This is a genomic window from Azospirillum sp. TSH58, assembly GCF_003119115.1.
GTDB lineage: Bacteria > Pseudomonadota > Alphaproteobacteria > Azospirillales > Azospirillaceae > Azospirillum.
In genome coordinates, this window is record NZ_CP022364.1 from 1165243 (window position 1) to 1186324 (window position 21082).

The window sequence follows — 21082 nt, forward strand, 5'->3', positions numbered from 1 at the left end:
AGGGGGTAGCCCCGCGGGGCGCCGCCCGAGACATTCCGCGCCCAATCCATGATCAAGGAAAGAACCGAGCTGGCGACGCCGCACCTGAGCGGCCTGCTTGACTTCTGGCTCACCAAATGCATCGGCGGGAAGCCGCCGGTGTCGAGCACCGTCGCCCCGGCCGACTTGCGGCCGTGGAAGGATAATATTGTGATTTTCGAGGTCATCGGCGACGACGACTTCGTTTATTCCTATTACGGCCAGTCGCTCGCCGCGGCCTTCGGGCACTCGCGCCTGGGCGCCACGCTGGACGATCTGCCGGAGGAGCAGCGGGCCATCCTGCGCCCCGAATACGCCGCGCTCCTGCGCGAGCGGCTGCCGGTCGCCCGTGTCTACACCGCCGATTTCAGCGGCGTCATGCGGACCTGGGAGCGGCTGGCCCTGCCGATGTCCAGCGATGGCGAGACCATCGACAAGATCCTGGTCGCCGCCTACGAACTGCCGCCGGACGAACCGCCCTGCGCCGCGCTCACCCCCGACACCGTGGAGATTGAGGCGGAGGATGAGGCGGAGGTGGCGATCGACGAGCCGGATGCTCCGGACGACGGCAGGTCGGACGATGACGGGCCGGACGACGACGCACCGGCCGCGGACGACACGGGGGACCGCAGGTCCGAGGTCCTTGCGGACGACGGCGCCGACTTCGGCGCCGAAATCGGCAACGACACGGACGAGGCCGCGGACGGCGAAGCCGAGACCGAAGCCGACCACGACGACACCGCCGCCACCGACGACGACGAATCCCTCTCCACCGAACAGAAACCGGGAGCCCCGGCATGACGCCGCGCACGCCCCACCTGACCGCGCCCGCGACCCAGTCGGGAGTCGTCACCGCCGACGAGTTCAATCTGTGGTGCGCCCTGAACGGCCGTCCCTTCAACCTGATCCCCAACGCGCGTCCGGACGGGCGGCTGCTGTGGGACGTGGAGGTGCTCCCCGGAACCCCGCGCGCCGGCACGGTCTATTCGACCAACCTCGGCGACGAGGCGCTGGCGGTGGTCGCCGGCTTCGCCTTCCTGTCCGGCGTCGAATGGGCCTACGAGGCGCGCCCCGCGGAGGCCGCCCCGCCCCCGGTGTCGGACGCCGCCGTGGACGCGCCGGCGGACGTGGAGGACGTCCTCATCCCCGACGCCGAGGACCTGCCCGAGGACACGGAGTCCGAAGACCCGGCGGACGCTGCCCTCGCCTATGAGGACGAGGAGGCGGAGTACGCCGACGACCCCGTCGCGTCGGACGACGTTGACCAGGACGGCTTGGGCGAGGACGACCTGGACGAGGATGGTGCGGACGAGGACGGCGCGGAGGACGCGGCGTACGGCGAGCCGGTCGGCGAGGACGATCCCTACGCCCTGCCAGGCACCACGCTCCTCCAGAACCCGCCGCCGCGCCCGCCGCAGCAGCATGACGAGACCGTCCTGGCCCGCAACGCGCGGATGCTGGAGACCGTGCTGCGGAACTTCCGCGTCCGCGGCGAGATCATGGACGTGCGCCCCGGCCCCGTGGTGACGCTCTACGAGTTCGAGCCGGCGCCGGGCACCAAGTCGGCCACGGTCATCAACCTGACCGACGACATCGCCCGCTCCATGAGCGTGGTCACCGCCCGCATCGCCATCGTGCCGGGCCGCAGCGTGATCGGCGTGGAACTGCCGAACCCGGTGCGCGAGATGGTCTATCTGCGCGAGATGTTCGACCACGCGGCCTTCGCCGAGTCGCAGGCCCACCTCGCCATCGCGCTCGGCAAGGACATCAGCGGGGAGCCGGTGGTCGCCGACCTCGCCCGCATGCCGCACCTGCTGGTCGCCGGCACCACCGGGTCGGGCAAGTCGGTGGCCATCAACACGATGATCCTGTCGCTGCTCTACCGGCTTCCGCCGGAGCGCTGCCGCTTCATCATGGTGGACCCGAAGATGCTGGAGCTGTCCGTCTATGACGGCATCCCGCATCTGCTGACCCCGGTGGTGACCGACCCGAAGAAGGCGGTGATTGCGCTGCGCTGGGCCGTGCGCGAGATGGAGAGCCGCTACGAGGCGATGTCCAAGCTCGGCGTGCGCAACATCGAAGGCTACAACGCCCGCATCGCCGAGATGATCGCCAACGGCGAGCCGATGCCCCGCCGCCATGTCCCCGGCGAGGCCGAGACCGTCTTCGACCTGACCCCGCAGGAGCCGACGCCGCTCCCCTACATCGTGGTCATCGTCGACGAGATGGCCGACCTGATGCTGGTGGCCGGCAAGGAGATCGAGGCGGCGATCCAGCGCCTCGCCCAGATGGCCCGCGCCGCCGGCATCCACCTGATCATGGCGACCCAACGGCCCTCGGTGGACGTCATCACCGGCACCATCAAGGCCAACTTCCCGACCCGCATCAGCTTCCAGGTCACCAGCAAGATCGACAGCCGCACCATCCTGGGCGAGGCCGGGGCGGAGCAGCTTCTCGGCCAGGGCGACATGCTCTATATGGCCGGCGGCGGCCGCATCACCCGCGTCCACGGCCCCTTCGTCTCCGATTCGGAGGTCGAGGAGATCGTGCAGTTCATCAAGTCGCAGGGCGCCCCGAACTACGTCACCGCCATCACCGAGGAAGAGGATGAGGCGGTCGCCGACGAGGACGACGAGAGCGGCGGCGGCAATTCCGGCGACGATCTCTACATGCAGGCCGTCAACCTCGTGGTGCGCGAGGGCAAGGTGTCGGTCAGCTTCATCCAGCGCCAGCTCCAGATCGGCTACAACCGCGCCGCCCGCTTGGTCGAGCGGATGGAGACGGAGCGGGTGGTCGGCCAAGCCAACCACCAGGGCAAGCGCGAGGTGCTGCTGTCCCCCGCCGGCCTGTCGGCCAAGCGTGCCGGGGTCTGAAAACAGGAGAAGGGGTGATGAAGGCGCATTTCGACCGGTTCGCGCGCTACAACCGCTGGGCCAACCGCCGCCTCTATGCGGTGGCGGCCGGGCTGTCGGATGCCCAGTACCGCGAGGACCGGGGCGCCTTCTTCCGCTCGGTGCAGGGCACGCTGAACCACATCCTGGTGGCCGACCGGGTGTGGCTGAGCCGCATCGAGGGGGAGGGGCCGACGCCCTTCGCCCTGGACGAGATCCTGTATGACGGGTTCGACGCGCTGCGCGCCGCCCGCGAGGCGGAGGACGAGCGCATCATCCGCGTCGTGGCGGAGCAGGAGGAGGCGCGCTTCGCCGCGGACCTCCACTACCACTCGCTGGCCGGGCAGGCCTTCTCCCTGCCCTTCTCCGCGGTGCTGGCCCATGTCTTCAACCACCAGACCCACCACCGCGGGCAGGCGCACACCCTGCTGACGCAGTTCGGGCTGGCCGCGCCCAGCATCGACTTCGCCTATTTCCTGTTAAACAAGTAGGCGCTCCGGCCTTACCCCGGCCCGTCACATGCGCGACGGCGACAGGCGGAACTCCACCACGCGACTGGTGCGGGCGAGCTTGTCGATCAGCTCCATCGGGTCCGGCCTGCCGTTGGCCTGGAGCGTGAGCTGATATTCCAGGTGGCCGCTGCCGTTGCGCAGGTGGAAGGCCCAGGACACGATCTCGTAGCCGTGCTCCAGCGCCTTGACGCGGAGCATCTCCGCCGGGGGCGCGTGATCGCGCTCGAAGACCAGCATCACCTGGACCACCGTGTGGTGGGGCAGCACCGCCTCCAGCCGGCGGAAGGCGCTCATCACCAGGATGACCAGGAAGGTCGCGCCGATGGCGGCGGCGTAGAAGCCCAGCCCGATGGTCACCCCGATCGCCGCCGCCGTCCAGATCGACGCCGCGGTGGACAGGCCGCGGATGGAGAAGCCATCCCGCATGATGACCCCGGCGCCGAGGAAGCCGATGCCGGTCACGATGCCCTGGACGACCCGCGTCGGGTCGCCGCCCCCGCCGCTGCCGCTCCCGATACCGCCGTACCACAGGCCGGGATAGGCGTTGACCACGGTCAGCGCCGTCGAGGCGAGGCAGACCAGCGCGTAGGTGCGCATCCCCGCCGCCCGCCCATGGAAGGAGCGCTCGTACCCCATCAGGATGCCGAGCCCCAGCGCCCCGACCAGATGCAGCAGGATGGCGCCGTTGACGATCAGTTCGGCGTGCGACCAATAGGCGGACAGGTTCTGCATGACGCCCCTCCCCCCGGGACGACCGGTCCCGGAACGCACAGTGTAGCGCCAATTGGTTGGCGAAGGGTCACCCTACCCCCCACAAACCCTACCCAAGCGCGCCCAGCGTCCAGCGGGCGAGCAGCGCCACCAGCATGCCCTCGGCGGTGGCCAGCATCAGCCGCAGCATCAGGCTCACGAGGTCGGTGAAGCGGTCGCGGCGGGGAAACACCTCGGCCAGCATGCCGGCGACGGCGCGGCGCAGGTTGAGGCTGACCAGCCCGATCACCAGCGCCACGGCGGCGGTGCCCACCACATAATAGAGCGCGCCCTTCCAGCCGGCGAAGCTCTGCGGGTTCTCCAGATAGAAGAGCGTGCCGACGACGATCCAGACGGCGGACGGCCAGACCCCCACCATGTCGGCGCCACCCGCCGGCTTGGCGCCGCCGGGCGCCGGGTCCGGCGGTCCGGACGGCGGTTCCCCCGGCGGGGGCTGCTGCGCGCTCCAGGGCACCGCCGCCTCCCGTCAGCCCCCCGGCACGTGCCGGAAGGCCAGCACGCGGGCCGGGCGGCCGTCCTCGTCGGACAGCGGCAGCAGCAGTTCGACGAAGCGCGCCCCCGGCAGCATCGGGTCGTCGCGCACCAGAAGGCCGCGCGGCTCCCCCGTTTCCAGACAGGCGCGCAGGTCGGCGTTGAAGCGCTCCGCCGCTTCGGCGGGGTGGCAGTCGCTGACCGCGCGCGGCACCGCGCGCTGCCCGATCCGCCGCTGCACCGCCCGCCCGCAGGCGCGGTAGAGGAAGTCCTCGCCGCCGCGCAGCGGCTCCATCAGGCACAGGCGCGGCACGCATTCGCGGATCTGCGCGGTGTCGATGTCACGCGCCTCCGGCATCGGGCGCCCGCGGCGGACGCGGCGCCAATGGACGTAGAGCAGGCTGGCGATCTGCGGGATCTGGTCGAGGTCCAGCGGCTCCGACCGGCAGACCGGCGGCGCGGGCGGCGGCGGCGGAACGGCGGGGGCCGCGGCCGGAACCGCGCGCACCGGCGCCGCGGCCACGGCCTCCGGAACCGGCTTCGGGGCCGGGGCCGGACGGCCGGCGAAGACCGGCTGCCGTTCCGGCCGCCCGCCATGCTTCTTCAGCATCGGCAGCGGCGCCCAGGTCGGGCAGGTGTGGTAGGAGCGCGTGACCTTCCGGTAATCCTGGCTGGTCGCGGTCCGGCACTCCCCCTCCGCGCTGTAGCGGTCGACATGGACGAGCGTGTTGTCGTCCGACAGGGCGCGGTCGCCCCCCCACGAAACGCAGGCGGCGCAGGCGCGGCTGTCCTTGGCGAAAGCGTGGGTCATCGTGAGGCGCGAACTCCGGAGGCAATCAGGTCAGGTGTGCGGGCTTCTCCCGCTGGTCGATGTCGGAAAGCGCCGGGCTCCGGCGCACCCCGATTGATGACGCCCTTTCGGCGCGGGTTCAAGCCTTGCCTCGCCGCCCGCTGGCGATGTTTCAGACATGTGGCCCGTGCATCATCCCACCCCTTCCCCCGCGCCGCCTTGTTCCCTATAAAGGGGCCTCGCAACGACATATTGATCCGTGCCCCCTCACACCCGCGCCCCTGCCAAGGGGCCAATGGCGCGAGGGGGCTTTTGCTGCACGAACGTCGAGAAGCGGACCCATGCCCAAGCGCACTGATATCAAATCCATCTGCATCATCGGCGCGGGGCCGATCGTCATCGGCCAGGCTTGCGAGTTCGATTACTCCGGCGTCCAGGCGTGCAAGGCGCTGCGCGAGGAAGGCTTCCGCGTCATCCTGGTGAACTCCAACCCGGCCACCATCATGACCGATCCGGGTCTGGCCGACGCCACCTACATCGAGCCGATCACCCCGGCCGTGGTGGCGAAGATCCTGGAGAAGGAACGCCCCGACGCCCTGCTGCCGACCATGGGCGGCCAGACCGCGCTGAACACCGCCATGGCCCTGTCCGACGACGGCACGCTGGAGCGGCTGGGCGTGGAGATGATCGGCGCCAAGCGCGACGTCATCGCCAAGGCCGAGGACCGCATCCTGTTCCGCGACGCCATGGACAAGCTGGGCCTGGAATCGCCGCGCTCGCGCCTCGTGCGCAACATGCAGGAGGCGACCGAGGCGCTGGAGTTCGTCGGGCTGCCCGCGATCATCCGCCCCAGCTTCACGCTGGCCGGCACCGGCGGCGGCATCGCCTACAACCGCGCGGAGTTCGAGGACATCGTGCGCGGCGGCCTGCGCGCCAGCCCGGTCGGCGAGGTGCTGATCGAGGAATCGGTGCTGGGCTGGAAGGAGTATGAGATGGAGGTCGTCCGCGACAAGGCGGACAACTGCATCATCGTCTGCGCCATCGAGAACATCGACCCGATGGGCGTCCACACCGGCGATTCGATCACCGTCGCCCCGTCGCTGACGCTGACGGACAAGGAATACCAGATCATGCGCAACGCCTCGATCGCGGTGCTGCGCGAGATCGGGGTGGAGACCGGCGGCTCCAACGTCCAGTTCGCGGTGAACCCGGCGAACGGCCGCCTGATCGTCATCGAGATGAACCCGCGCGTGTCGCGCTCCTCCGCTCTGGCCTCCAAGGCCACCGGCTTCCCGATCGCCAAGATCGCCGCGAAGCTGGCCATCGGCTACACGCTGGACGAGCTGACCAACGACATCACCGGCACCACCCCGGCCAGCTTCGAGCCGACGATCGACTACGTCGTCACGAAGATGCCGCGCTTCACCTTCGAGAAGTTCGCCGGCACCGAGCCGCTGCTGACCACCTCGATGAAGTCGGTGGGCGAGGCCATGTCGATCGGCCGCACCTTCCAGGAGTCGGTGCAGAAGGCGCTGCGCTCCATGGAGACCGGCCTGACCGGCTTCAACGAGGTGCGCATCGGCGACAGCGACACGCCGGACGCCTCGGCCATCCGCGGCGCGCTGGCCCGCCCGACGCCGGACCGGCTGCTGGTCATCGCCCAGGCCTTCCGCCACGGCTTCACGGTCGCCGAGGTGCAGCAGGTCTCCAAGTACGACCCGTGGTTCCTGGAGCAGATCAAGGCCATCGTGGACCGCGAGCAGGCGATCCGCAGCGGCGGCCTGCCCACCGACAAGGCCGGCTGGCAGTCGCTGAAGCAGATGGGCTTCTCCGACGCCCGTCTGGCCGAGCTGGCCGGCACGGGCGAGGCCGAGGTCGCCGAGGCCCGCCGCGCCGCCGGGGTCACGCCGGTCTTCAAGCGCATTGACACCTGCGCGGCCGAGTTCGCGTCGCGCACGCCCTACATGTACTCGACCTACGAGACCGACGGCACGGGCGCTGCCGAGTGCGAATCGGACCCGACCGAAAAGAAGAAGGTCGTCATCCTGGGCGGCGGGCCGAACCGCATCGGCCAGGGCATCGAGTTCGACTATTGCTGCGTCCACGCCGTCTACGCCCTGCGCGAGGCCGGCATCGAGACCATCATGGTCAACTGCAACCCGGAGACGGTCTCCACCGACTACGACACCGCCGACCGCCTGTATTTCGAGCCGCTGACCGCCGAGGACGTGATCGAGCTGGTCCGCGTCGAGCAGCGCAACGGCACGGTGCTGGGCTGCATCGTGCAGTTCGGCGGCCAGACTCCGCTGAAGCTGGCCGACGCGCTGGAGAAGGCCGGCATCCCGATCCTCGGCACCTCGCCGGACGCCATCGACCTCGCCGAGGACCGTGAGCGCTTCCAGAAGCTGCTGCACCAGCTCAACCTGCTCCAGCCGGCCAACGGCCTCGCCCGGTCGCTGGAGGAGGCGGAGACGGTGGCCGCGCGGATCGGCTTCCCGGTGGTCATCCGCCCGTCCTACGTGCTGGGCGGCCGCGCCATGGAGATCGTCCACGACATGGCCGGCCTCAAGCGCTACATGGGCACCGCCGTGAAGGTGTCGGGCAAGAACCCGGTGCTGATCGACAGCTACCTGCAGGACGCCATCGAGGTGGACGTGGACGTGGTGGCCGACGCCACCGGCCAGGTCTACATCGCCGGCATCATGGAGCACATCGAGGAGGCCGGCATCCATTCCGGCGACTCGGCCTGCGCCCTGCCGCCCTACTCGCTGCCCGCCGAGACCATCGCCGAGATCGGCCGCCAGGGCGAGGCGCTGGCCCGCGCCCTGCACGTCGTCGGCCTGATGAACGTCCAGTTCGCGGTCAAGGACGGCACGGTCTACATCCTGGAGGTCAACCCGCGCGCCAGCCGCACGGTGCCCTTCGTCGCCAAGGCCACCGGCACGGCCATCGCCAAGATCGCCGCCCGCGTCATGGCCGGCGAGAAGCTGGCCGACTTCACGCTGAACGGGCCGACCCCGCCGCACACCGCCGTGAAGGAGGCCGTGTTCCCCTTCGCCCGCTTCCCCGGCGTCGACATCGTGCTCGGTCCGGAGATGAAGTCCACGGGCGAGGTGATGGGCCTCGACCACAACTTCGCGCTGGCCTTCGCCAAGTCGCAGCTCGGCGCCGGCGTCACCCTGCCGGTCCAGGGCACCGTCTTCATCTCGGTGAAGGAGCGCGACAAGGCGTCGGCCGTGCAGATCGGGCAGAAGCTGCACGCCATGGGCTTCCGCGTCCTGGCCACCACCGGCACCGCGGCGGCGCTGCGCCAGGCCGGCGTTCCGGCGGAGTCGATCAACAAGGTGGTGGAAGGCCAGCCGCACATCGTCGACGCGATGATCAACGGCGAGGTGCATCTGGTCATCAACACCACGGAAGGCGCGCAGGCCCTGTCCGACAGCTTCAGCCTGCGGCGCACCGCGCTGACCTACAACCTGCCTTACTACACCACCATGGCCGGTGCACGCGCGGCGGTGGAAGCGATTGCCGCACTCCGGAACGGCAGCCTTGAAGTCGCGCCGTTGCAGTCGTACCTTAGCGGTTCCTATTAGGGCGGTTTACGGCGCGGCGGACCTCCTCCGCCGCGCCGTAGCTTTCCCAGGGCGCTGCGTCGGCATGGTGATGGATTGAACGATGGAAAAAGTTCCAATGACTGCGGCGGGATACAACCGCCTGCAAGAGGAGTTGAAGCACCTCAAGACTGTCGAACGGCCCAACGTCATCAAGGCGATCGCCGAGGCGCGTGAGCATGGGGACCTGTCGGAAAACGCCGAATACACCGCCGCGCGTGAACGCCAGAGCTTCATCGAGGGCCGGGTCGCGGAGCTGGAGGACAAGATCAGCCGCGCCGAGGTCATCGACCCGACGAAGCTGTCCGGCAATTCGGTGAAGTTCGGCGCCACCGTCACGCTCGCGGACGAGGACACCGACGAGGAGATCACCTATCAGATCGTCGGCCAGGACGAGAGCGACATCAAGAACGGCATGCTGTCCATCCAGGCGCCGCTGGCCCGCGCGCTGATCAACAAGTCGGTCGGCGACAGCGTGGAGGTCTCCACCCCCGGCGGCTCCAAGGTCTACGAGATCGTCAACGTCGCCTTCAAGTAAGCGCGGGTTCAAGCTTGAGGGGCCTTTTCGGAAGAAACGGCCCCGCCACCGACCGCGAGCCGAAACCAAACGCCCCGCACCGACATCCGGTGCGGGGCGTTTCGTTTTTCACCCGTGGCCTTGCGCGCTCACCCGCGCAGCCGCTCCGCCAGGAAGACGCTGACCCGCTCGATGGCGTCCTTGCGGGCGGACTCGTCGGTGCCGACCGTCGCCTCGCCCGCCGGGGCGGTCGCCAGATTGCGGCGCTTGCGCAGCGGCGAATGGGGGGAGTCGAAGCCGTGATGGGCGTCGGGGTAGACCACCACCTCGGTGCGTTCCTTGACCGGCTCGCGGTTCGCCAGTTCCAGGCAGCGCTCCGCCGGGGTCCATTCGTCCTTGCCGCCCAGCAGCATCAGCAGCGGGCCTTCCGGCTGCCAGTCGGCGTCGTTCAGCGGGGTCCGGCAGCCGGGATAGAAGGCGATGGCGGCGCGGAAGCCGCTCCCCTGCCCGCCCGGCCCATAGGCGGCCAGCACCGTGCCCGCCCCCTGCGACCAGCCCATCAGGGCGATCCGGTCGCTGTCCACGTCGCTGCGCGCGCGCAGATAGGCCAGCGCCGCCCAGGCGTCGCGCTTGCGCTCCTCCGTCGCCCGGACGGGGCGGTCCTTGACGGTGCAGACCTCCGCCACGCCGCGCGGGCCAAAGCTGTCCACCATCAGCACCGCGTAGCCCTGCTCGCGCAGCGTCAGCGCCCAGTCGATGTGCCGGGCCGCCACCCGCCCGCTCTTGGCGTAAAGGCCGCTGCAGCCGTGCAGCAGGACGACCGTGGGATAGGGGCCGTCGGCCTTGGGGCGCAGGAAGCGACCGGTCAGGGGCGTGGGGGCGCCGCTGGTCAGGTCGGCGTCGAGCGAGGGGAAGCGGACGATCTCCTCCGCATGGACGCCCGGCGTGGCCGCCACGGCCGGCGGAGAGCCGAGCAGAGGCGGCAGGGCCAAGGCGGCGGCGAGCGCCAGCGTCGGCAGGAGGAGGCGCGGCGGAAGGGCACGGCGGCGGGGTGAGGCCATCATCGTCTCCCGGTCACGGACAGGATCGGCGGATTCGGTGTCCCACGAGTTTAGCACCTTCGCCGTGGAAAACATCGCACGTGCGAAGACGGGCAGGAATCCATTTTTGGAAACGCTCGGCGACACAAAATTGCGCAAGGGCCGCGTTCCCGAAATACGAACAGCCGGCACCGCATCCCATGCGCTGGGTGCGGTGCCGGCTGTCCGGAAAGGCTTTTCCGTCGTTGCGAAGCCGCGTCAGCGGCGCGCCACGCGGGTCGAGGACTCGTCCTCGTCCTCCTCGTCGTCATCCTCCAGCGAGTCGGGGATGTCCGGCGAATCGACGTCGATCGGCACACCGGGGGTGTGCTTCGACGTGCGGATCGACAGGGCCGACTTGACGTGCGCCACGTTGGGCGCCGCCGTCAGCTTCGTCGTCAGGAAGCGCTGGTAGTCATCCCAATCCTCCGCCACGATCTTCAGCAGGAAATCGTACTCGCCGGCCAGCATGTTGCACTCGCGCACCATGGGCCAGGAGTTGACGAGTTCCTCGAATTTCTTTAGGTCCACTTCAGCTTGGCTCGACAGGCCGACCTGGGCGAACACGGTGACACCGAACCCGAGCGCGTCGGGATTGATGTCGGCGTGATAGCCGCGGATGAAGCCCGCCTCTTCCAAGGCGCGGACACGCCGCAAACACGGAGGGGCAGAGATGCCGGCGCGCCTCGCGAGTTCTACGTTGGTCATCCGGCCGTCATTTTGCAGGTCGCGCAAAATCCGCCGGTCAATTCGGTCGAGTTTGACCCGCCGCATGGTTTACTCGGTAGCTCCGGGGGTGATCTGAAGAAAGGATATTACACGGCGAAGCCTTCCACGCCAAGCAAGAAACCCATACCGGCGCCGGTGGAAAAACTTTCTATCGATGTATCCGGTCCGGACGCGACAACCAGCCGCACCCCCAAACCATTCGTGTGACGATGCAGTCCTCCCTTTCCGGTTCCCTTACCTGCTGGGTCGTGTCGGACGGCAAGCCCGGCATGGAAAACCAGTGCATCGGCCTTGCCGAGGCGCTGGGCCTCACCCCCGTCGTGAAGCGCGTGCGGCTGCGCAGCCCGTGGCGCCAGCTCAGCCCGTTCCTGCGGCTGGGCAACCGCTTCGCCGCCGGGCCGGAGGGCGACCCCATCCGCGCGCCCTGGCCCGACCTGATGATCGGCTCCGGACGGCAGGCCATCGCGCCGCTGCTGGCCGCCAGCAGACAGTCGCGCGGGCGGACCTTCACCGTCTACATCCAGGACCCGCAGATCAACCCGCGCCATTTCGGCCTCGTCGTGGTGCCCCGCCACGACCGGCTGCGCGGCCCCAACGTCATGGCCACGCGCGGCGCCCTGCACCGCGTGACGCCCAAGCTGCTGGCCGAGGCCGCGCAGCGCCACGCCCCCCGGCTCGCCGACCTGCCGCACCCGCGCGTCGCCGTGCTGATCGGCGGCACCAACGGCGTCTACGCCCTGACCCCGACCATCATGGGCGACGTCGCGGAGAAGCTGTCGGAGCTGGCCCGCAGCAACGGCGCCGGGCTGATGGTCACCCCGTCGCGCCGCACCGGCGCCGACAACGAGGCGATCCTGCGCGCCCGCCTGAACGGCCTGCCGGCGGAGGTGTGGGACGGCACCGGGGAGAATCCCTATTTCGCCTATCTCGGGCTGGCCGACGCCGTGGTGGTGACCTGCGACAGCGTGTCCATGACCTCGGAAGCCTGCTCCACCGGAAAGCCGGTCTATGTGATCGAGCTGGAGGGCGGTTCGCCGAAGTTCCGCAGCTTCCATGAAGGACTCTACAAGGAAGGCATCACCCGGCCCTTCACCGGGGCCTTGGAGCACTGGACTTATCCAACGTTGGACGACACTCGGGAAGTCGCCGATGAGTTGCGCCACCGCCTTCTGGCCCACCGCTCCAAGCACGGCTCCTGAAATCCGGAGTGCACCGCGCTCCGCGATGCCACGACGTATCGTTTTTTGCTTGCGCTGTTCAGGGGCGAATCCTGTCAAACGGTTCATGAAAGCTAATTCATTTAGCGCGTGTCCCGGCGCGTGGTAATTCGCTTTTACCGCTGGGACGCATTGGATTTTTTCGCATGGTTTCGCCCGCCGCGGTCCAGGACGCCTTCATCCGCTGCCTGGACGACGCCCCGACCAAGGATGACCCCTATCGCCACTGGCTGTTGTCGCGCGCGCTTCCCGACGAGGCCGCGGACGGCATCGCCGCCCTGCCCTGGGCACCGCCGCCGGTCGGCGACACCATGGGCAAGCGGGACACCAACAACGCCACCCGCAGCTATTTCTGCGCCCGCAGCCGCGCCGAGCACGCGGTCTGCGACGCGGTCGCCACGGCCTTCCAGGGACGGGCGGTGACGGCGGCGATCCGGCGCACCTGCGGCGTCGATCTGGCCGGCACCTCGCTGCGCATCGAATATTGCCAGGACACCGACGGCTTCTGGCTGGAGCCGCACACCGACATCGGCGTCAAGAAATTCACGATGCTGATCTATCTCTCCAAGGGGCCGGACTGCGCCGACTGGGGCACCGACGTGCTGGACGACACCCGCACCGTCGTCACCCGCGCGCCCTACGCCTTCAACGGGGGATTGGTCTTCGTCCCCGGAACGAACACCTGGCATGGCTTCGCCCCGCGTCCGATCCGCGGCGTGCGCAAGTCGATCATCGTGAACTATGTCGGCCCGGAATGGCGCGCCCGCCACGAGCTGGCCTTCCCCGACACGCCCGTGGCCTGAGTTGCCGCCGTCAGGAGACCGCCCCATGTCCATGCCAACCACCATGCTGGATCTGGACCGCTTCCGCGCCACCCCGCTGCAGCACGAGCCGTTCGACTTCCTCTGCGTCCCCGGTTTCGTGAAGCGGGAGCATCTGGAGGCCCTGCACCGCGACTACCCCAAGGTGGACAAGCCCGGCTCGATCCCCCTGGGCGTCTTCCCGCAGGGCCCGGTCTTCGACGCCCTGATCGAGGAGTTGCGGGGCGAGGCGGTCTGCAAAGCCTTCTCGGAGAAGTTCGGGCTGGACCTGTCGCGCTACCCGACCATGTTCACCGCCCGCGGCATGTGCCGGGCAACCGACGGCAAGATCCACCCCGACTCGGCCAGCAAGATCGTCACCGTCCTGCTCTACATGAACCCGCCCTGGGAGGCGTCGGGCGGGCGCCTGCGCGTGCTGCGCAGCCCGGACCTGGAGGATTACGCCGCCGAGGTGCCGCCGGACGAGGGCACGCTGCTGTGCTTCCGCCGCTCCGACACCTCCTGGCACGGGCATCATTCCTTCGAGGGCCGGCGCCGCGCGGTGCAGATGAACTGGGTCAAAAACAGCGTCTACATCTGGCACGAGCAGTGGCGCCACCGCGTCGGCGCCTGGCTGAAGAACCGGACGGGAGCGGCCCCGGCCCATTACTGAGGGGCGTTCGTCCGGCGGTCGTGGTGAAGCATCGTCCCCATGATGGGCCGGCATGGCAGGCTTTCCGATGACAGCGCGCCGGAACTGGACCATATGTTCGGCGCGGCCCTATGGTCCGCGTCAGACCAGATCGTGACGGACAGAGCGATGCCCAGCACCCACCACACCAAGGTTCTCATCATCGGCGCCGGTCCTGCCGGCTACACCGCGGCCATCTACGCGGCGCGCGCCAACCTGCAGCCGCTGATGGTGCAGGGCATGCAGCCGGGCGGCCAGCTCATGATCACCACCGACGTCGAGAATTATCCCGGCTTCGCCGACCCCATCCAGGGGCCGTGGCTGATGGAGCAGATGCAGAAGCAGGCGGAGCATGTCGGGACCAAGATGGTCTTTGACCTGATCACCGACGTCGACTTCAGCCAGCGCCCCTTCGTCTGCAAGGGCGACTCGGGCGACACCTACACCGCCGACAGCGTCATCATCGCGACCGGCGCGCAGGCCCGCTGGCTGGGCATCTCCAGCGAGGAGATCTATCGCGGCTTCGGCGTGTCGGCCTGCGCCACCTGCGACGGCTTCTTCTTCCGCGGCAAGGAGATCGCGGTGATCGGCGGCGGCAACTCCGCGGTGGAGGAGGCGCTGTACCTCACCAACCACGCCTCCAAGGTGACGGTCATCCACCGCCGCGACAGCTTCCGCGCCGAGCGGATCATGCAGGACCGGCTGTTCCGCAACCCCAAGATCGAGGTGGTCTGGGACAGCGTGGTCGAGGAGATCGTCGGCGAGGGCGACGGGTCCCTGGGCAATCCGCGCGGCGTCACCGGCGTGCGCGTGAAGAACGTGAAGTCGGGCGAGGAGCGGGTGATCCCGGTGGCCGGCGTCTTCGTCGCCATCGGCCATGTCCCGGCCACCGCCGTCTTCCAGGGCAAGGTGGAGACCGACTCCGAGGGCTACATCGTCACCGCCCCCGATTCGACGGCCACCAACGTCCCGGGCGTCTTCGCCGCAGGCGACGTGAAGGACAAGATCTACCGGCAGGCCGTCACCGCCGCCGGCATGGGCTGCATGGCCGCCCTGGAGGCCGAGCGCTGGCTGGCCCACCACGAGGGCGAGCCGAGCCCGGCGGGCAACTGGTAACCCGTTGGCGGGGGCCGGGCGACCGGCCCCCCATCCCGCCCTGGCCACATCCCGCCCTCATTAATCAGCGCCGGTTCATCATCCCATCGACGCTGAACCGCCCGGCCCCGGCGGCGATCAGCGCGAGGAAGCCGCCGATGATGGCGAGATTCTTCATGAACTGGATGCGCTGCATCCCCTGGGCCTCCGGCGGGTAGGTCCAGTAGCGGTGGGCGATCAGCGTCGCCATGATGGTGAAGAGGACCACCGCCGCCGCGGCCAGCCGCGTCCAGGCCCCCAGCACCACGGCCAGACCGCCGAAGCACTCCACCGCGCCGCCCAGCGCGGCCAGCAGCATCGGCATGGGCAACCCCTGCCCTTCCAGGTTCCCGGCGAAGGCGCCGAGGTCCATCAGCTTGCCGAAGCCGCTCTGCACGAAAATCGCCCCGATCAGCAGCCGCGCGGCCAGCAGCAGGAGATCCTGCCCGCCCGTCGCCGCCCGGTCCGCTCCCCGGGTCCTGTCGAAATTGTAGGAGGCCATGGCGCCCTCTCCCGCGTCCGTCGGACATCCCTGGAGAACGCGCGGCCCCGCCCTGTTGTTTCGCCCCCTGTTCTTTTGTCCGGCCCCAAAAGGACGGGGCGCCGCCCCGAAGGACGGCGCCCCGCCGAATCACAAAGTCGAAGCGCGAACCGCCGTGGTGACGACTACTCCAGCATGGAGCGCAGCATCCAGGCGGTCTTCTCGTGGATCTGCAGGCGCTGGGTCAGCAGGTCGGCGGTCGGCTGGTCATTGGCCTCCTCGGCGGTCGGGAAGACCTTCCGGGCGGTGCGGGCCACGGCCTCATGCCCCTCGACGAGCTGGCGCAGCATCTCCTGCGCGTTCGGAACGCCCTGCTCCTCCTTGATCGAGGCGAGCTTGGTGAACTGCGAGAAGCTGCCCGGCGCCGGATAGCCGAGCGCGCGGATGCGCTCCGCCACCTCGTCCAGGGCGGTCCACAGCTCCGTGTATTGGGTCATGAACATGGTGTGGAGCGTGTTGAACATCGGCCCCGTGACGTTCCAGTGGAAGGAATGCGTCTTCAGATACAGGGCGAAGGTGTCGGCCAGCACGTTGTTCAGGCCTTCGGCGATGGCCTTGCGGTCGGCTTCCGCAATCCCGATGTCGATCTGCATGGTTTCTCAATCCTCCGAGGGGTTGTCTTCCATTCTTGGCTGCAATCGAGGCTACGCCCCGCTGCGCCCCGGGTAAAGACCCTACTTTAGAAACTTTCTAAAAAGCAGCCCTGCGCAACCCGCATGCCCCGGCATGCCGTGAAGGCCACCCCGACAAGCTTGGGCGCGCCCGGTGCGGGTCAAGATGTGCGCCGCAACAGCACCCGTATCAAGCGCCCCGAAGGCCCGGCCCCGCGGCGTCAATGGTACAGGCCGACATAGGCGACCAGATCCTGGCCCTGCACGCGCTTCACGAAGGTGGTTTTCGGCTCGATCCGGTTGCTGGCCGGGTTCAGCCAGCGGTAGTCCACCCAGCCCTCGCCCGAGTCCCGCGCCACCGACAGGATGTCGCGCACGATGTCGCGCCCGTCCGGGTCCTTCACATTGATCACGCTCATCCCGACTCCGGCGGGCCGGGGCGGATAGACCTTCCACACCCCGGCGAAGTCGATGACCGTGACGTAGAGCGCGCCGTGCCGGAATTCGCCGTCGCGGTTGAACGCCGCCGCCGCCGCCTCCAGCCCCCGTGCGGCGATCAGCTCCGCCGCCTTCAGCGCGACGGCGCGGACCTGCTCGCGCTCCGGATCGCCGGGCTGGGCGAGGACGCCCGCCGGGCGGACCGGCGCGATCAGAAGGGCGGCCAGCAAAATCCACAAGACGCGGAGCGGCGGCGTTCGGACGAAGGCGCTCGGAGCAAATCTCGTGGCAGAATTCATGGCAAATCCCCCGGACCGGCCACTGCGGAAACGTGACGCGGAAACGTGATGCGGAAAAGGGCGCCGATCGGTTCGCCCACTGTCGAAAGAAAGTCGGTGTTCGGCAATCGGGCATCCTGCGGCCTATTGCCGCAAAGTTCCGCGCGCGCCACACTGTCCGCAGCGTCCGGAACCACCAAGGCCCGCCCAGCCTCCGCCGATCCCTCGGCCCCATCCAACGGAGCGCGCCGGCCCGGACCGCATTTGGGAGGAGCATCGCATGCGCATCGCAATCATGGGGGCGGGCGCGGTCGGCGGCTATTTCGGCGCGCGCCTCGCGGCAACCCGCGGAGCCGAGGTGCATTTCATCGCCCGCGGCCCGCATCTGGAGGCCATCCGCCGCGACGGCCTGCGCATCGAGAGCGAGGCCGCCCCCCTGCATCTGACCGACGTCCGGGCGACCGACGACCCGGCGACGATCGGGCCGGTCGACCTCGTTCTGTTCGCCGTCAAGCTGTGGGACACCGACCGCGCGGCGGAGGCCTGCCGCCCGCTGGTGAAGCCCGGCACCGTGGTCGTCACCGTGCAGAACGGGGTCACCGGCCTGGACACGCTGTGCCAGATCCTGGGGCGGGAGCATGTGGCGGGCGGGGTCGCCCACATCGGCGCCACCATCGCCGCCCCCGGCGTGATCCGCCACACCGGCACCCTGGCCCGCCTGACCTACGGGGAGCTGGACGGGCGCCCCTCCCCCCGGCTGACCGCCTTCCACGCGCTGGCCGAGGCGGCCGGGTTCGAGGCGGTGCTGTCCGCGGCGATCCTGCGCGCGCAGTGGGAGAAGTTCGCCTTCCTGGCGCCCTTCAGCGGCGTCACCGCCCTGACCCGCCAGCCCGCCGGGGTGATCCGCCGCGTGCCGGAAAGCCGCGCCCTGTTCCTCGACGCGGTGGCCGAGGTCGCCCGGCTGGCCCGCGCCCGCGACGTGGATCTGGGCACCGGCATCGTCGCCCGCGTCGAAACCCTGCTCGACGGCCTGCCGCCCGCCATGACCTCGTCCATGCTGAACGACCTGACGCGGGGCGGGCGGCTGGAGCTGCCCTGGCTGTCCGGGGCGGTGGTGCAGCTGGGGTCGGAGCTGGGGGTGCCGACGCCCGTCCACCGGGTGGTCGCGGCGGCCCTGGCGCCCTACGCCGACGGCCCGCCATAACGGGACACCCCACCGGGGGCGGCGTGACGTCATGCCGCCCCTTTTTTCCATCGACAGGTCCCCCGCCACGGGTGGACCATAACCTTGAAAAGGCACCGTTTTTAAAGCACCGGACCAGTCCGGCACCCTGTCAGGGCCACGCGCGCCGCCGGTGCTTCCGGCCACAGCGTCCCACCCGGCCCACCCAGGCCACCCGGCGTTCCGGCCTATGCCCACACGGGAAGACGCCATACGGGAGGTGTGCATGCCCCATACACAGATCCAGACGGCCCGCTGCGCCGCGCTGGTCGGCCCCTATCTCAGCGGCAAGACATCGCTTCTGGAAAGCCTGCTGTCCGCCGCCGGGGCGACAACGCGCAAGGGCAGCGTCCGCGACGGCAACGCGGTCGGCGACAGCTCCCCCGAGGCCAAGGCCCGGCAGATGAGCGTCGAGGTCAACGTCGCCTCCTTCGAGTTCCTGGGCGAGCGCTGGAGCGTGCTCGACTGCCCCGGTTCGGTGGAGCTGGCCTGCGAGACGCAGAACGCCCTGATGGTGGCGGACGTCGCCGTGATCGTGGCCGAGGCGGCGCCGGAAAAGGCCGTGCTGCTCGCCCCCCTGTTCAAGTTCCTCGACGACAACCGCATCCCGCACCTGCTGTTCATCAACAAGGTGGACAGCCTGGGCGACCTGCGGGTGCGCGACGTGGTGCAGGCCTATCAGGCGGTGTCGGCGCGCAAGCTGGTGCTGCGCGAGGTGCCGATCCGCGAGGGCGGCAAGATCACCGGCTTCGTCGATCTGGTCAGCGAGCGCGCCTGGCACTTCAACCCGCACAAGCCGTCCAACCTCGTCCAGATCCCCGACAGCCTGAAGGACCGCGAGCACGAGGCCCGGCAGGAGATGCTGGAGGCGGTGGCCGACTACGACGACGCGCTCCTGGAAAAGCTGCTGGAGGACGTCGCCCCCGACACGCAGGAGGTCTACGACCGGCTGGCCAGGGAGCTGGCCGACGACCTGATCGTCCCGGTCTTCTTCGGCTCGGCGGAGAACGACAACGGCATCCGCCGCCTGCTGAAGGCGCTGCGCCACGAGGGGCCCGACGTCGCCACCTCGGCGGAGCGCGCCGGCATCCCCGCCGACGCGACGGTGGCCGCCCAGGTCTTCAAGACGCTGAACGGCTCCCACGCCGGCAAGATCAGCCTCGCGCGGGTCTGGCGCGGCACCGTCAACGATGGCATGACGCTGGGCGGGGAGCGGGTGTCCGGCGTCTTCCGCATGATGGGCCACACTCAGGAGAAGCTGTCCCAGGCGGCGGTCGGCGAGGTGGTGGCGCTCGGCCGGCTGGACAAGGCGGCGACCGGCGACCTGCTGACCGACAAGGGCAACGCCGGTCGGTCGGCGCCGTGGCCGGAGCTGCCGCCGCCCGTCTTCGGCCTCGCCCTGCACGCCCAGAACCGCAACGACGAGGTGAAGCTGACCGCGGCCATCCAGAAGCTGGTGGAGGAGGACCCGTCGCTGAGGCTGGAGCAGTCCACCGACACCGGCGAGCTGGTGCTGTGGGGCCAGGGCGACATCCATCTCCAGATCGCCATGGACCGGCTGCGCAACAAGTTCAACGTCACGGTCAGGGGCGTGCCGCCGCAGGTGCCCTACCGCGAGTCGATCCGCAAGGGCACCGCCCACCACGCCCGCTACAAGCGGCAGACCGGCGGCCACGGCCAGTTCGCCGACATCCATGTGGAGGTCAAGCCGCTGCCCCGCGGCACCGGCTTCCAGTTCGAGGACGGCATCGTCGGCGGCGTCGTGCCGCGCCAGTTCATCCCGGCGGTGGAGACCGGCGTGCGCGACTACGCGGTGCGCGGGCCGCTGGGCTTCCCCGTGGTGGATTTCGCGGTGAAGCTGACCGGCGGGCAGTTCCACGCCGTGGACAGCTCCGAGATGGCCTTCAAGACGGTGGCGCGGCAGGCGATGAGCGAGGCGCTGCCGGCCTGCGAGCCGGTGCTTCTGGAGCCGATCCTGACCGTCTCCATCGCCGTGCCCAGCGACTTCACCTCGAAGGTGCAGCGGCTGGTCAGCGGGCGGCGCGGGCAGATCCTCGGCTACGACGCGCGCCCCGGCTGGCAGGGCTGGGACGAGGTGAAGGCCTATCTGCCGCAGGCCGAGATGCACGACCTGATCGTCGAGCTGCGCTCCCTGTCGCTCGGCGTCGGCACCTTCACCTGGAGCTTCGAACGGTTGCAGGAGCTGACCGGCAAAGCCGCCGACAAGGCGGTGGAGATCCGCAAGGAAACGCTGGCCGCGCAGTAACCGGCGGCGTGGGGGTGCGCGGGGCCGGGGGCGCGTCCTCCGGCCCCCTTTCCATGGCCAGACGGCGCGCAGCGGTCTTGCGGGCGCAAGACCGGAGAAAGAAAATCAGCTCAACAACAAATCAGTACGCCAAACAATATGTAAGTCTTTCATAGCCCGCCATGTGATGAGGGCAAGAGTGCGATGCATCGATTGCGTTTCTGGTATTTGGTATACCACGATACAGTGTCTTCATCGAACGACGGAGATGATCATGACCTACGCGACTGTGACCCATCTGCATGCCAACCAGAACGGCACGAAGGGTTCGACGTTCCTGCAGGCCTTCAAGTCCTTCATGAACGCCTGGTGCGAAAAGTCCCGTCTGTACGGCGTCCTGTGAACATGCCTTGCGGACATCCGGACGACACCGGACGACGAAAGGGCCGCGATCCAGTCGCGGCCCTTTCTGATTCCAGCGTCTTTTAAATCCGCGCGTTTCTCGTCGTTCAACGC

At 69.1% G+C, this 21082-nt stretch carries 20 protein-coding genes; 12 read left to right on the forward strand and 8 right to left on the reverse strand.

The window, feature by feature from the left end; all coding sequences use genetic code 11:
* The first annotated feature begins 48 nt into the window (after nucleotides 1-48).
* Genes TSH58p_RS09045 through TSH58p_RS09055 form a run of 3 tightly spaced genes read left to right on the forward strand, consistent with a single transcriptional unit; the run spans nucleotide 49 to nucleotide 3400 of the window.
* On the forward strand, nucleotides 49-819 hold the full coding sequence (locus TSH58p_RS09045) for a PAS domain-containing protein (RefSeq protein WP_109071417.1): 771 nt from the start codon (nucleotides 49-51) through the stop codon (nucleotides 817-819).
* Entirely contained in the window at nucleotides 816-2891 is a 2076-nt protein-coding gene (locus TSH58p_RS09050; RefSeq protein WP_109469202.1) for a DNA translocase FtsK, read from the forward strand. The genes TSH58p_RS09045 and TSH58p_RS09050 overlap by 4 nt, the downstream gene beginning before the upstream one ends.
* 17 nt (nucleotides 2892-2908) lie before the next feature.
* A complete protein-coding gene (locus TSH58p_RS09055; protein WP_109072419.1) occupies nucleotides 2909-3400 on the forward strand; it encodes a DinB family protein in 492 nt (163 codons plus the stop codon).
* 24 nt (nucleotides 3401-3424) lie between these two features.
* Here the strand turns inward: TSH58p_RS09055 and TSH58p_RS09060 are convergent, their stop codons facing one another.
* The 3 genes from TSH58p_RS09060 to TSH58p_RS09070 all read right to left on the reverse strand — a co-directional run bounded on the left by TSH58p_RS09060 (nucleotide 3425) and on the right by TSH58p_RS09070 (nucleotide 5474).
* The gene (locus TSH58p_RS09060; RefSeq protein ID WP_109072418.1) at nucleotides 3425-4153 is read right to left on the reverse strand and encodes an MgtC/SapB family protein; all 729 of its coding nucleotides are present in this window, start codon (nucleotides 4151-4153) and stop codon (nucleotides 3425-3427) included.
* 88 nt (nucleotides 4154-4241) lie between these two features.
* Nucleotides 4242-4646: a hypothetical protein gene (locus TSH58p_RS09065; RefSeq protein ID WP_109072417.1), complete on the reverse strand. Its 405-nt coding sequence runs from the start codon at nucleotides 4644-4646 to the stop codon at nucleotides 4242-4244.
* A 12-nt stretch (nucleotides 4647-4658) separates the two neighbouring features.
* Nucleotides 4659-5474 carry a hypothetical protein gene (locus TSH58p_RS09070; protein ID WP_109072416.1) on the reverse strand — a complete coding sequence of 272 codons (816 nt, stop codon included), beginning with the start codon at nucleotides 5472-5474 and terminating at the stop codon, nucleotides 4659-4661.
* A 320-nt stretch (nucleotides 5475-5794) separates the two neighbouring features.
* Here TSH58p_RS09070 and carB point away from each other — a divergent pair, with 320 nt between their 5' ends.
* Together carB and greA are read left to right on the forward strand one after the other, a co-directional pair.
* Nucleotides 5795-9046, forward strand: coding sequence for a carbamoyl-phosphate synthase large subunit (gene carB, locus TSH58p_RS09075; RefSeq protein ID WP_109072415.1), 3252 nt, complete (start codon nucleotides 5795-5797; stop codon nucleotides 9044-9046).
* A gap of 82 nt (nucleotides 9047-9128) precedes the next feature.
* Complete coding sequence (gene greA / locus TSH58p_RS09080) at nucleotides 9129-9602, forward strand: transcription elongation factor GreA (protein WP_109072414.1); 474 nt, start codon at nucleotides 9129-9131, stop codon at nucleotides 9600-9602.
* Nucleotides 9603-9730: 128 nt separating this feature from the next.
* Here greA and TSH58p_RS09085 read toward each other — a convergent pair whose 3' ends face one another.
* Both TSH58p_RS09085 and TSH58p_RS09090 read right to left on the reverse strand, forming a co-directional pair.
* Nucleotides 9731-10645 (reverse strand): dienelactone hydrolase family protein, encoded by a 915-nt coding sequence (locus TSH58p_RS09085; protein ID WP_247874277.1) that lies wholly within the window; start codon nucleotides 10643-10645, stop codon nucleotides 9731-9733.
* Between the two features lie 234 nt (nucleotides 10646-10879).
* Nucleotides 10880-11434, reverse strand: a complete 555-nt coding sequence (locus TSH58p_RS09090; RefSeq protein ID WP_109072413.1) for an Lrp/AsnC family transcriptional regulator — start codon at nucleotides 11432-11434, stop codon at nucleotides 10880-10882.
* Between the two features lie 164 nt (nucleotides 11435-11598).
* Here TSH58p_RS09090 and TSH58p_RS09095 point away from each other — a divergent pair, with 164 nt between their 5' ends.
* The 4 genes from TSH58p_RS09095 to trxB all read left to right on the forward strand — a co-directional run bounded on the left by TSH58p_RS09095 (nucleotide 11599) and on the right by trxB (nucleotide 15213).
* On the forward strand, nucleotides 11599-12588 hold the full coding sequence (locus tag TSH58p_RS09095) for a mitochondrial fission ELM1 family protein (protein WP_109072412.1): 990 nt from the start codon (nucleotides 11599-11601) through the stop codon (nucleotides 12586-12588).
* Between the two features lie 164 nt (nucleotides 12589-12752).
* On the forward strand, nucleotides 12753-13409 hold the full coding sequence (locus TSH58p_RS09100) for a 2OG-Fe(II) oxygenase (RefSeq protein WP_109072411.1): 657 nt from the start codon (nucleotides 12753-12755) through the stop codon (nucleotides 13407-13409).
* A 25-nt stretch (nucleotides 13410-13434) separates the two neighbouring features.
* Nucleotides 13435-14079, forward strand: a complete 645-nt coding sequence (locus TSH58p_RS09105) for a 2OG-Fe(II) oxygenase (protein WP_109072410.1) — start codon at nucleotides 13435-13437, stop codon at nucleotides 14077-14079.
* Between the two features lie 147 nt (nucleotides 14080-14226).
* Entirely contained in the window at nucleotides 14227-15213 is a 987-nt protein-coding gene (gene trxB / locus TSH58p_RS09110; RefSeq protein WP_035675595.1) for a thioredoxin-disulfide reductase, read from the forward strand.
* Nucleotides 15214-15277: 64 nt separating this feature from the next.
* Here the strand turns inward: trxB and TSH58p_RS09115 are convergent, their stop codons facing one another.
* From TSH58p_RS09115 to TSH58p_RS09125, 3 genes are all read right to left on the reverse strand, one after another.
* Entirely contained in the window at nucleotides 15278-15733 is a 456-nt protein-coding gene (locus tag TSH58p_RS09115) for a DoxX family protein (RefSeq protein WP_109072409.1), read from the reverse strand.
* 164 nt (nucleotides 15734-15897) lie between these two features.
* The gene (locus TSH58p_RS09120; protein ID WP_035675596.1) at nucleotides 15898-16365 is read right to left on the reverse strand and encodes a Dps family protein; all 468 of its coding nucleotides are present in this window, start codon (nucleotides 16363-16365) and stop codon (nucleotides 15898-15900) included.
* Between the two features lie 239 nt (nucleotides 16366-16604).
* Complete coding sequence (locus tag TSH58p_RS09125; protein WP_109072408.1) at nucleotides 16605-17120, reverse strand: cache domain-containing protein; 516 nt, start codon at nucleotides 17118-17120, stop codon at nucleotides 16605-16607.
* A 259-nt stretch (nucleotides 17121-17379) separates the two neighbouring features.
* On the opposite strand from TSH58p_RS09125, the gene TSH58p_RS09130 reads away from it, so the two are divergent.
* The 3 genes from TSH58p_RS09130 (at nucleotide 17380) to TSH58p_RS34415 (ending at nucleotide 20969) form a co-directional block, all read left to right on the forward strand.
* A complete protein-coding gene (locus tag TSH58p_RS09130; RefSeq protein ID WP_109072407.1) occupies nucleotides 17380-18303 on the forward strand; it encodes a ketopantoate reductase family protein in 924 nt (307 codons plus the stop codon).
* A gap of 244 nt (nucleotides 18304-18547) precedes the next feature.
* Nucleotides 18548-20587: an elongation factor G gene (locus TSH58p_RS09135; RefSeq protein ID WP_109072406.1), complete on the forward strand. Its 2040-nt coding sequence runs from the start codon at nucleotides 18548-18550 to the stop codon at nucleotides 20585-20587.
* A 253-nt stretch (nucleotides 20588-20840) separates the two neighbouring features.
* Entirely contained in the window at nucleotides 20841-20969 is a 129-nt protein-coding gene (locus TSH58p_RS34415) for a hypothetical protein (RefSeq protein ID WP_256380059.1), read from the forward strand.
* Nucleotides 20970-21082: the final 113 nt, after the last annotated feature.

Excerpts from the sequence above, each read along its gene's own strand:
- TSH58p_RS09045 (WP_109071417.1), top strand. The coding sequence starts at position 49 with ATGATCAAGGAAAGAACCGAGCTGGCGACGCCGCACCTGAGCGGCCTG.
- TSH58p_RS09050 (WP_109469202.1), top strand. The coding sequence starts at position 816 with ATGACGCCGCGCACGCCCCACCTGACCGCGCCCGCGACCCAGTCGGGA.
- TSH58p_RS09055 (WP_109072419.1), top strand. The coding sequence starts at position 2,909 with ATGAAGGCGCATTTCGACCGGTTCGCGCGCTACAACCGCTGGGCCAAC.
- TSH58p_RS09060 (WP_109072418.1), bottom strand. The coding sequence starts at position 4,153 with ATGCAGAACCTGTCCGCCTATTGGTCGCACGCCGAACTGATCGTCAAC.
- TSH58p_RS09070 (WP_109072416.1), bottom strand. The coding sequence starts at position 5,474 with ATGACCCACGCTTTCGCCAAGGACAGCCGCGCCTGCGCCGCCTGCGTT.
- carB (WP_109072415.1), top strand. The coding sequence starts at position 5,795 with ATGCCCAAGCGCACTGATATCAAATCCATCTGCATCATCGGCGCGGGG.
- greA (WP_109072414.1), top strand. The coding sequence starts at position 9,129 with ATGGAAAAAGTTCCAATGACTGCGGCGGGATACAACCGCCTGCAAGAG.
- TSH58p_RS09085 (WP_247874277.1), bottom strand. The coding sequence starts at position 10,645 with ATGATGGCCTCACCCCGCCGCCGTGCCCTTCCGCCGCGCCTCCTCCTG.
- TSH58p_RS09090 (WP_109072413.1), bottom strand. The coding sequence starts at position 11,434 with ATGCGGCGGGTCAAACTCGACCGAATTGACCGGCGGATTTTGCGCGAC.
- TSH58p_RS09095 (WP_109072412.1), top strand. The coding sequence starts at position 11,599 with ATGCAGTCCTCCCTTTCCGGTTCCCTTACCTGCTGGGTCGTGTCGGAC.
- TSH58p_RS09100 (WP_109072411.1), top strand. The coding sequence starts at position 12,753 with ATGGTTTCGCCCGCCGCGGTCCAGGACGCCTTCATCCGCTGCCTGGAC.
- TSH58p_RS09105 (WP_109072410.1), top strand. The coding sequence starts at position 13,435 with ATGTCCATGCCAACCACCATGCTGGATCTGGACCGCTTCCGCGCCACC.
- trxB (WP_035675595.1), top strand. The coding sequence starts at position 14,227 with ATGCCCAGCACCCACCACACCAAGGTTCTCATCATCGGCGCCGGTCCT.
- TSH58p_RS09115 (WP_109072409.1), bottom strand. The coding sequence starts at position 15,733 with ATGGCCTCCTACAATTTCGACAGGACCCGGGGAGCGGACCGGGCGGCG.
- TSH58p_RS09120 (WP_035675596.1), bottom strand. The coding sequence starts at position 16,365 with ATGCAGATCGACATCGGGATTGCGGAAGCCGACCGCAAGGCCATCGCC.
- TSH58p_RS09125 (WP_109072408.1), bottom strand. The coding sequence starts at position 17,120 with ATGAATTCTGCCACGAGATTTGCTCCGAGCGCCTTCGTCCGAACGCCG.
- TSH58p_RS09130 (WP_109072407.1), top strand. The coding sequence starts at position 17,380 with ATGCGCATCGCAATCATGGGGGCGGGCGCGGTCGGCGGCTATTTCGGC.
- TSH58p_RS09135 (WP_109072406.1), top strand. The coding sequence starts at position 18,548 with ATGCCCCATACACAGATCCAGACGGCCCGCTGCGCCGCGCTGGTCGGC.
- TSH58p_RS34415 (WP_256380059.1), top strand. The coding sequence starts at position 20,841 with ATGACCTACGCGACTGTGACCCATCTGCATGCCAACCAGAACGGCACG.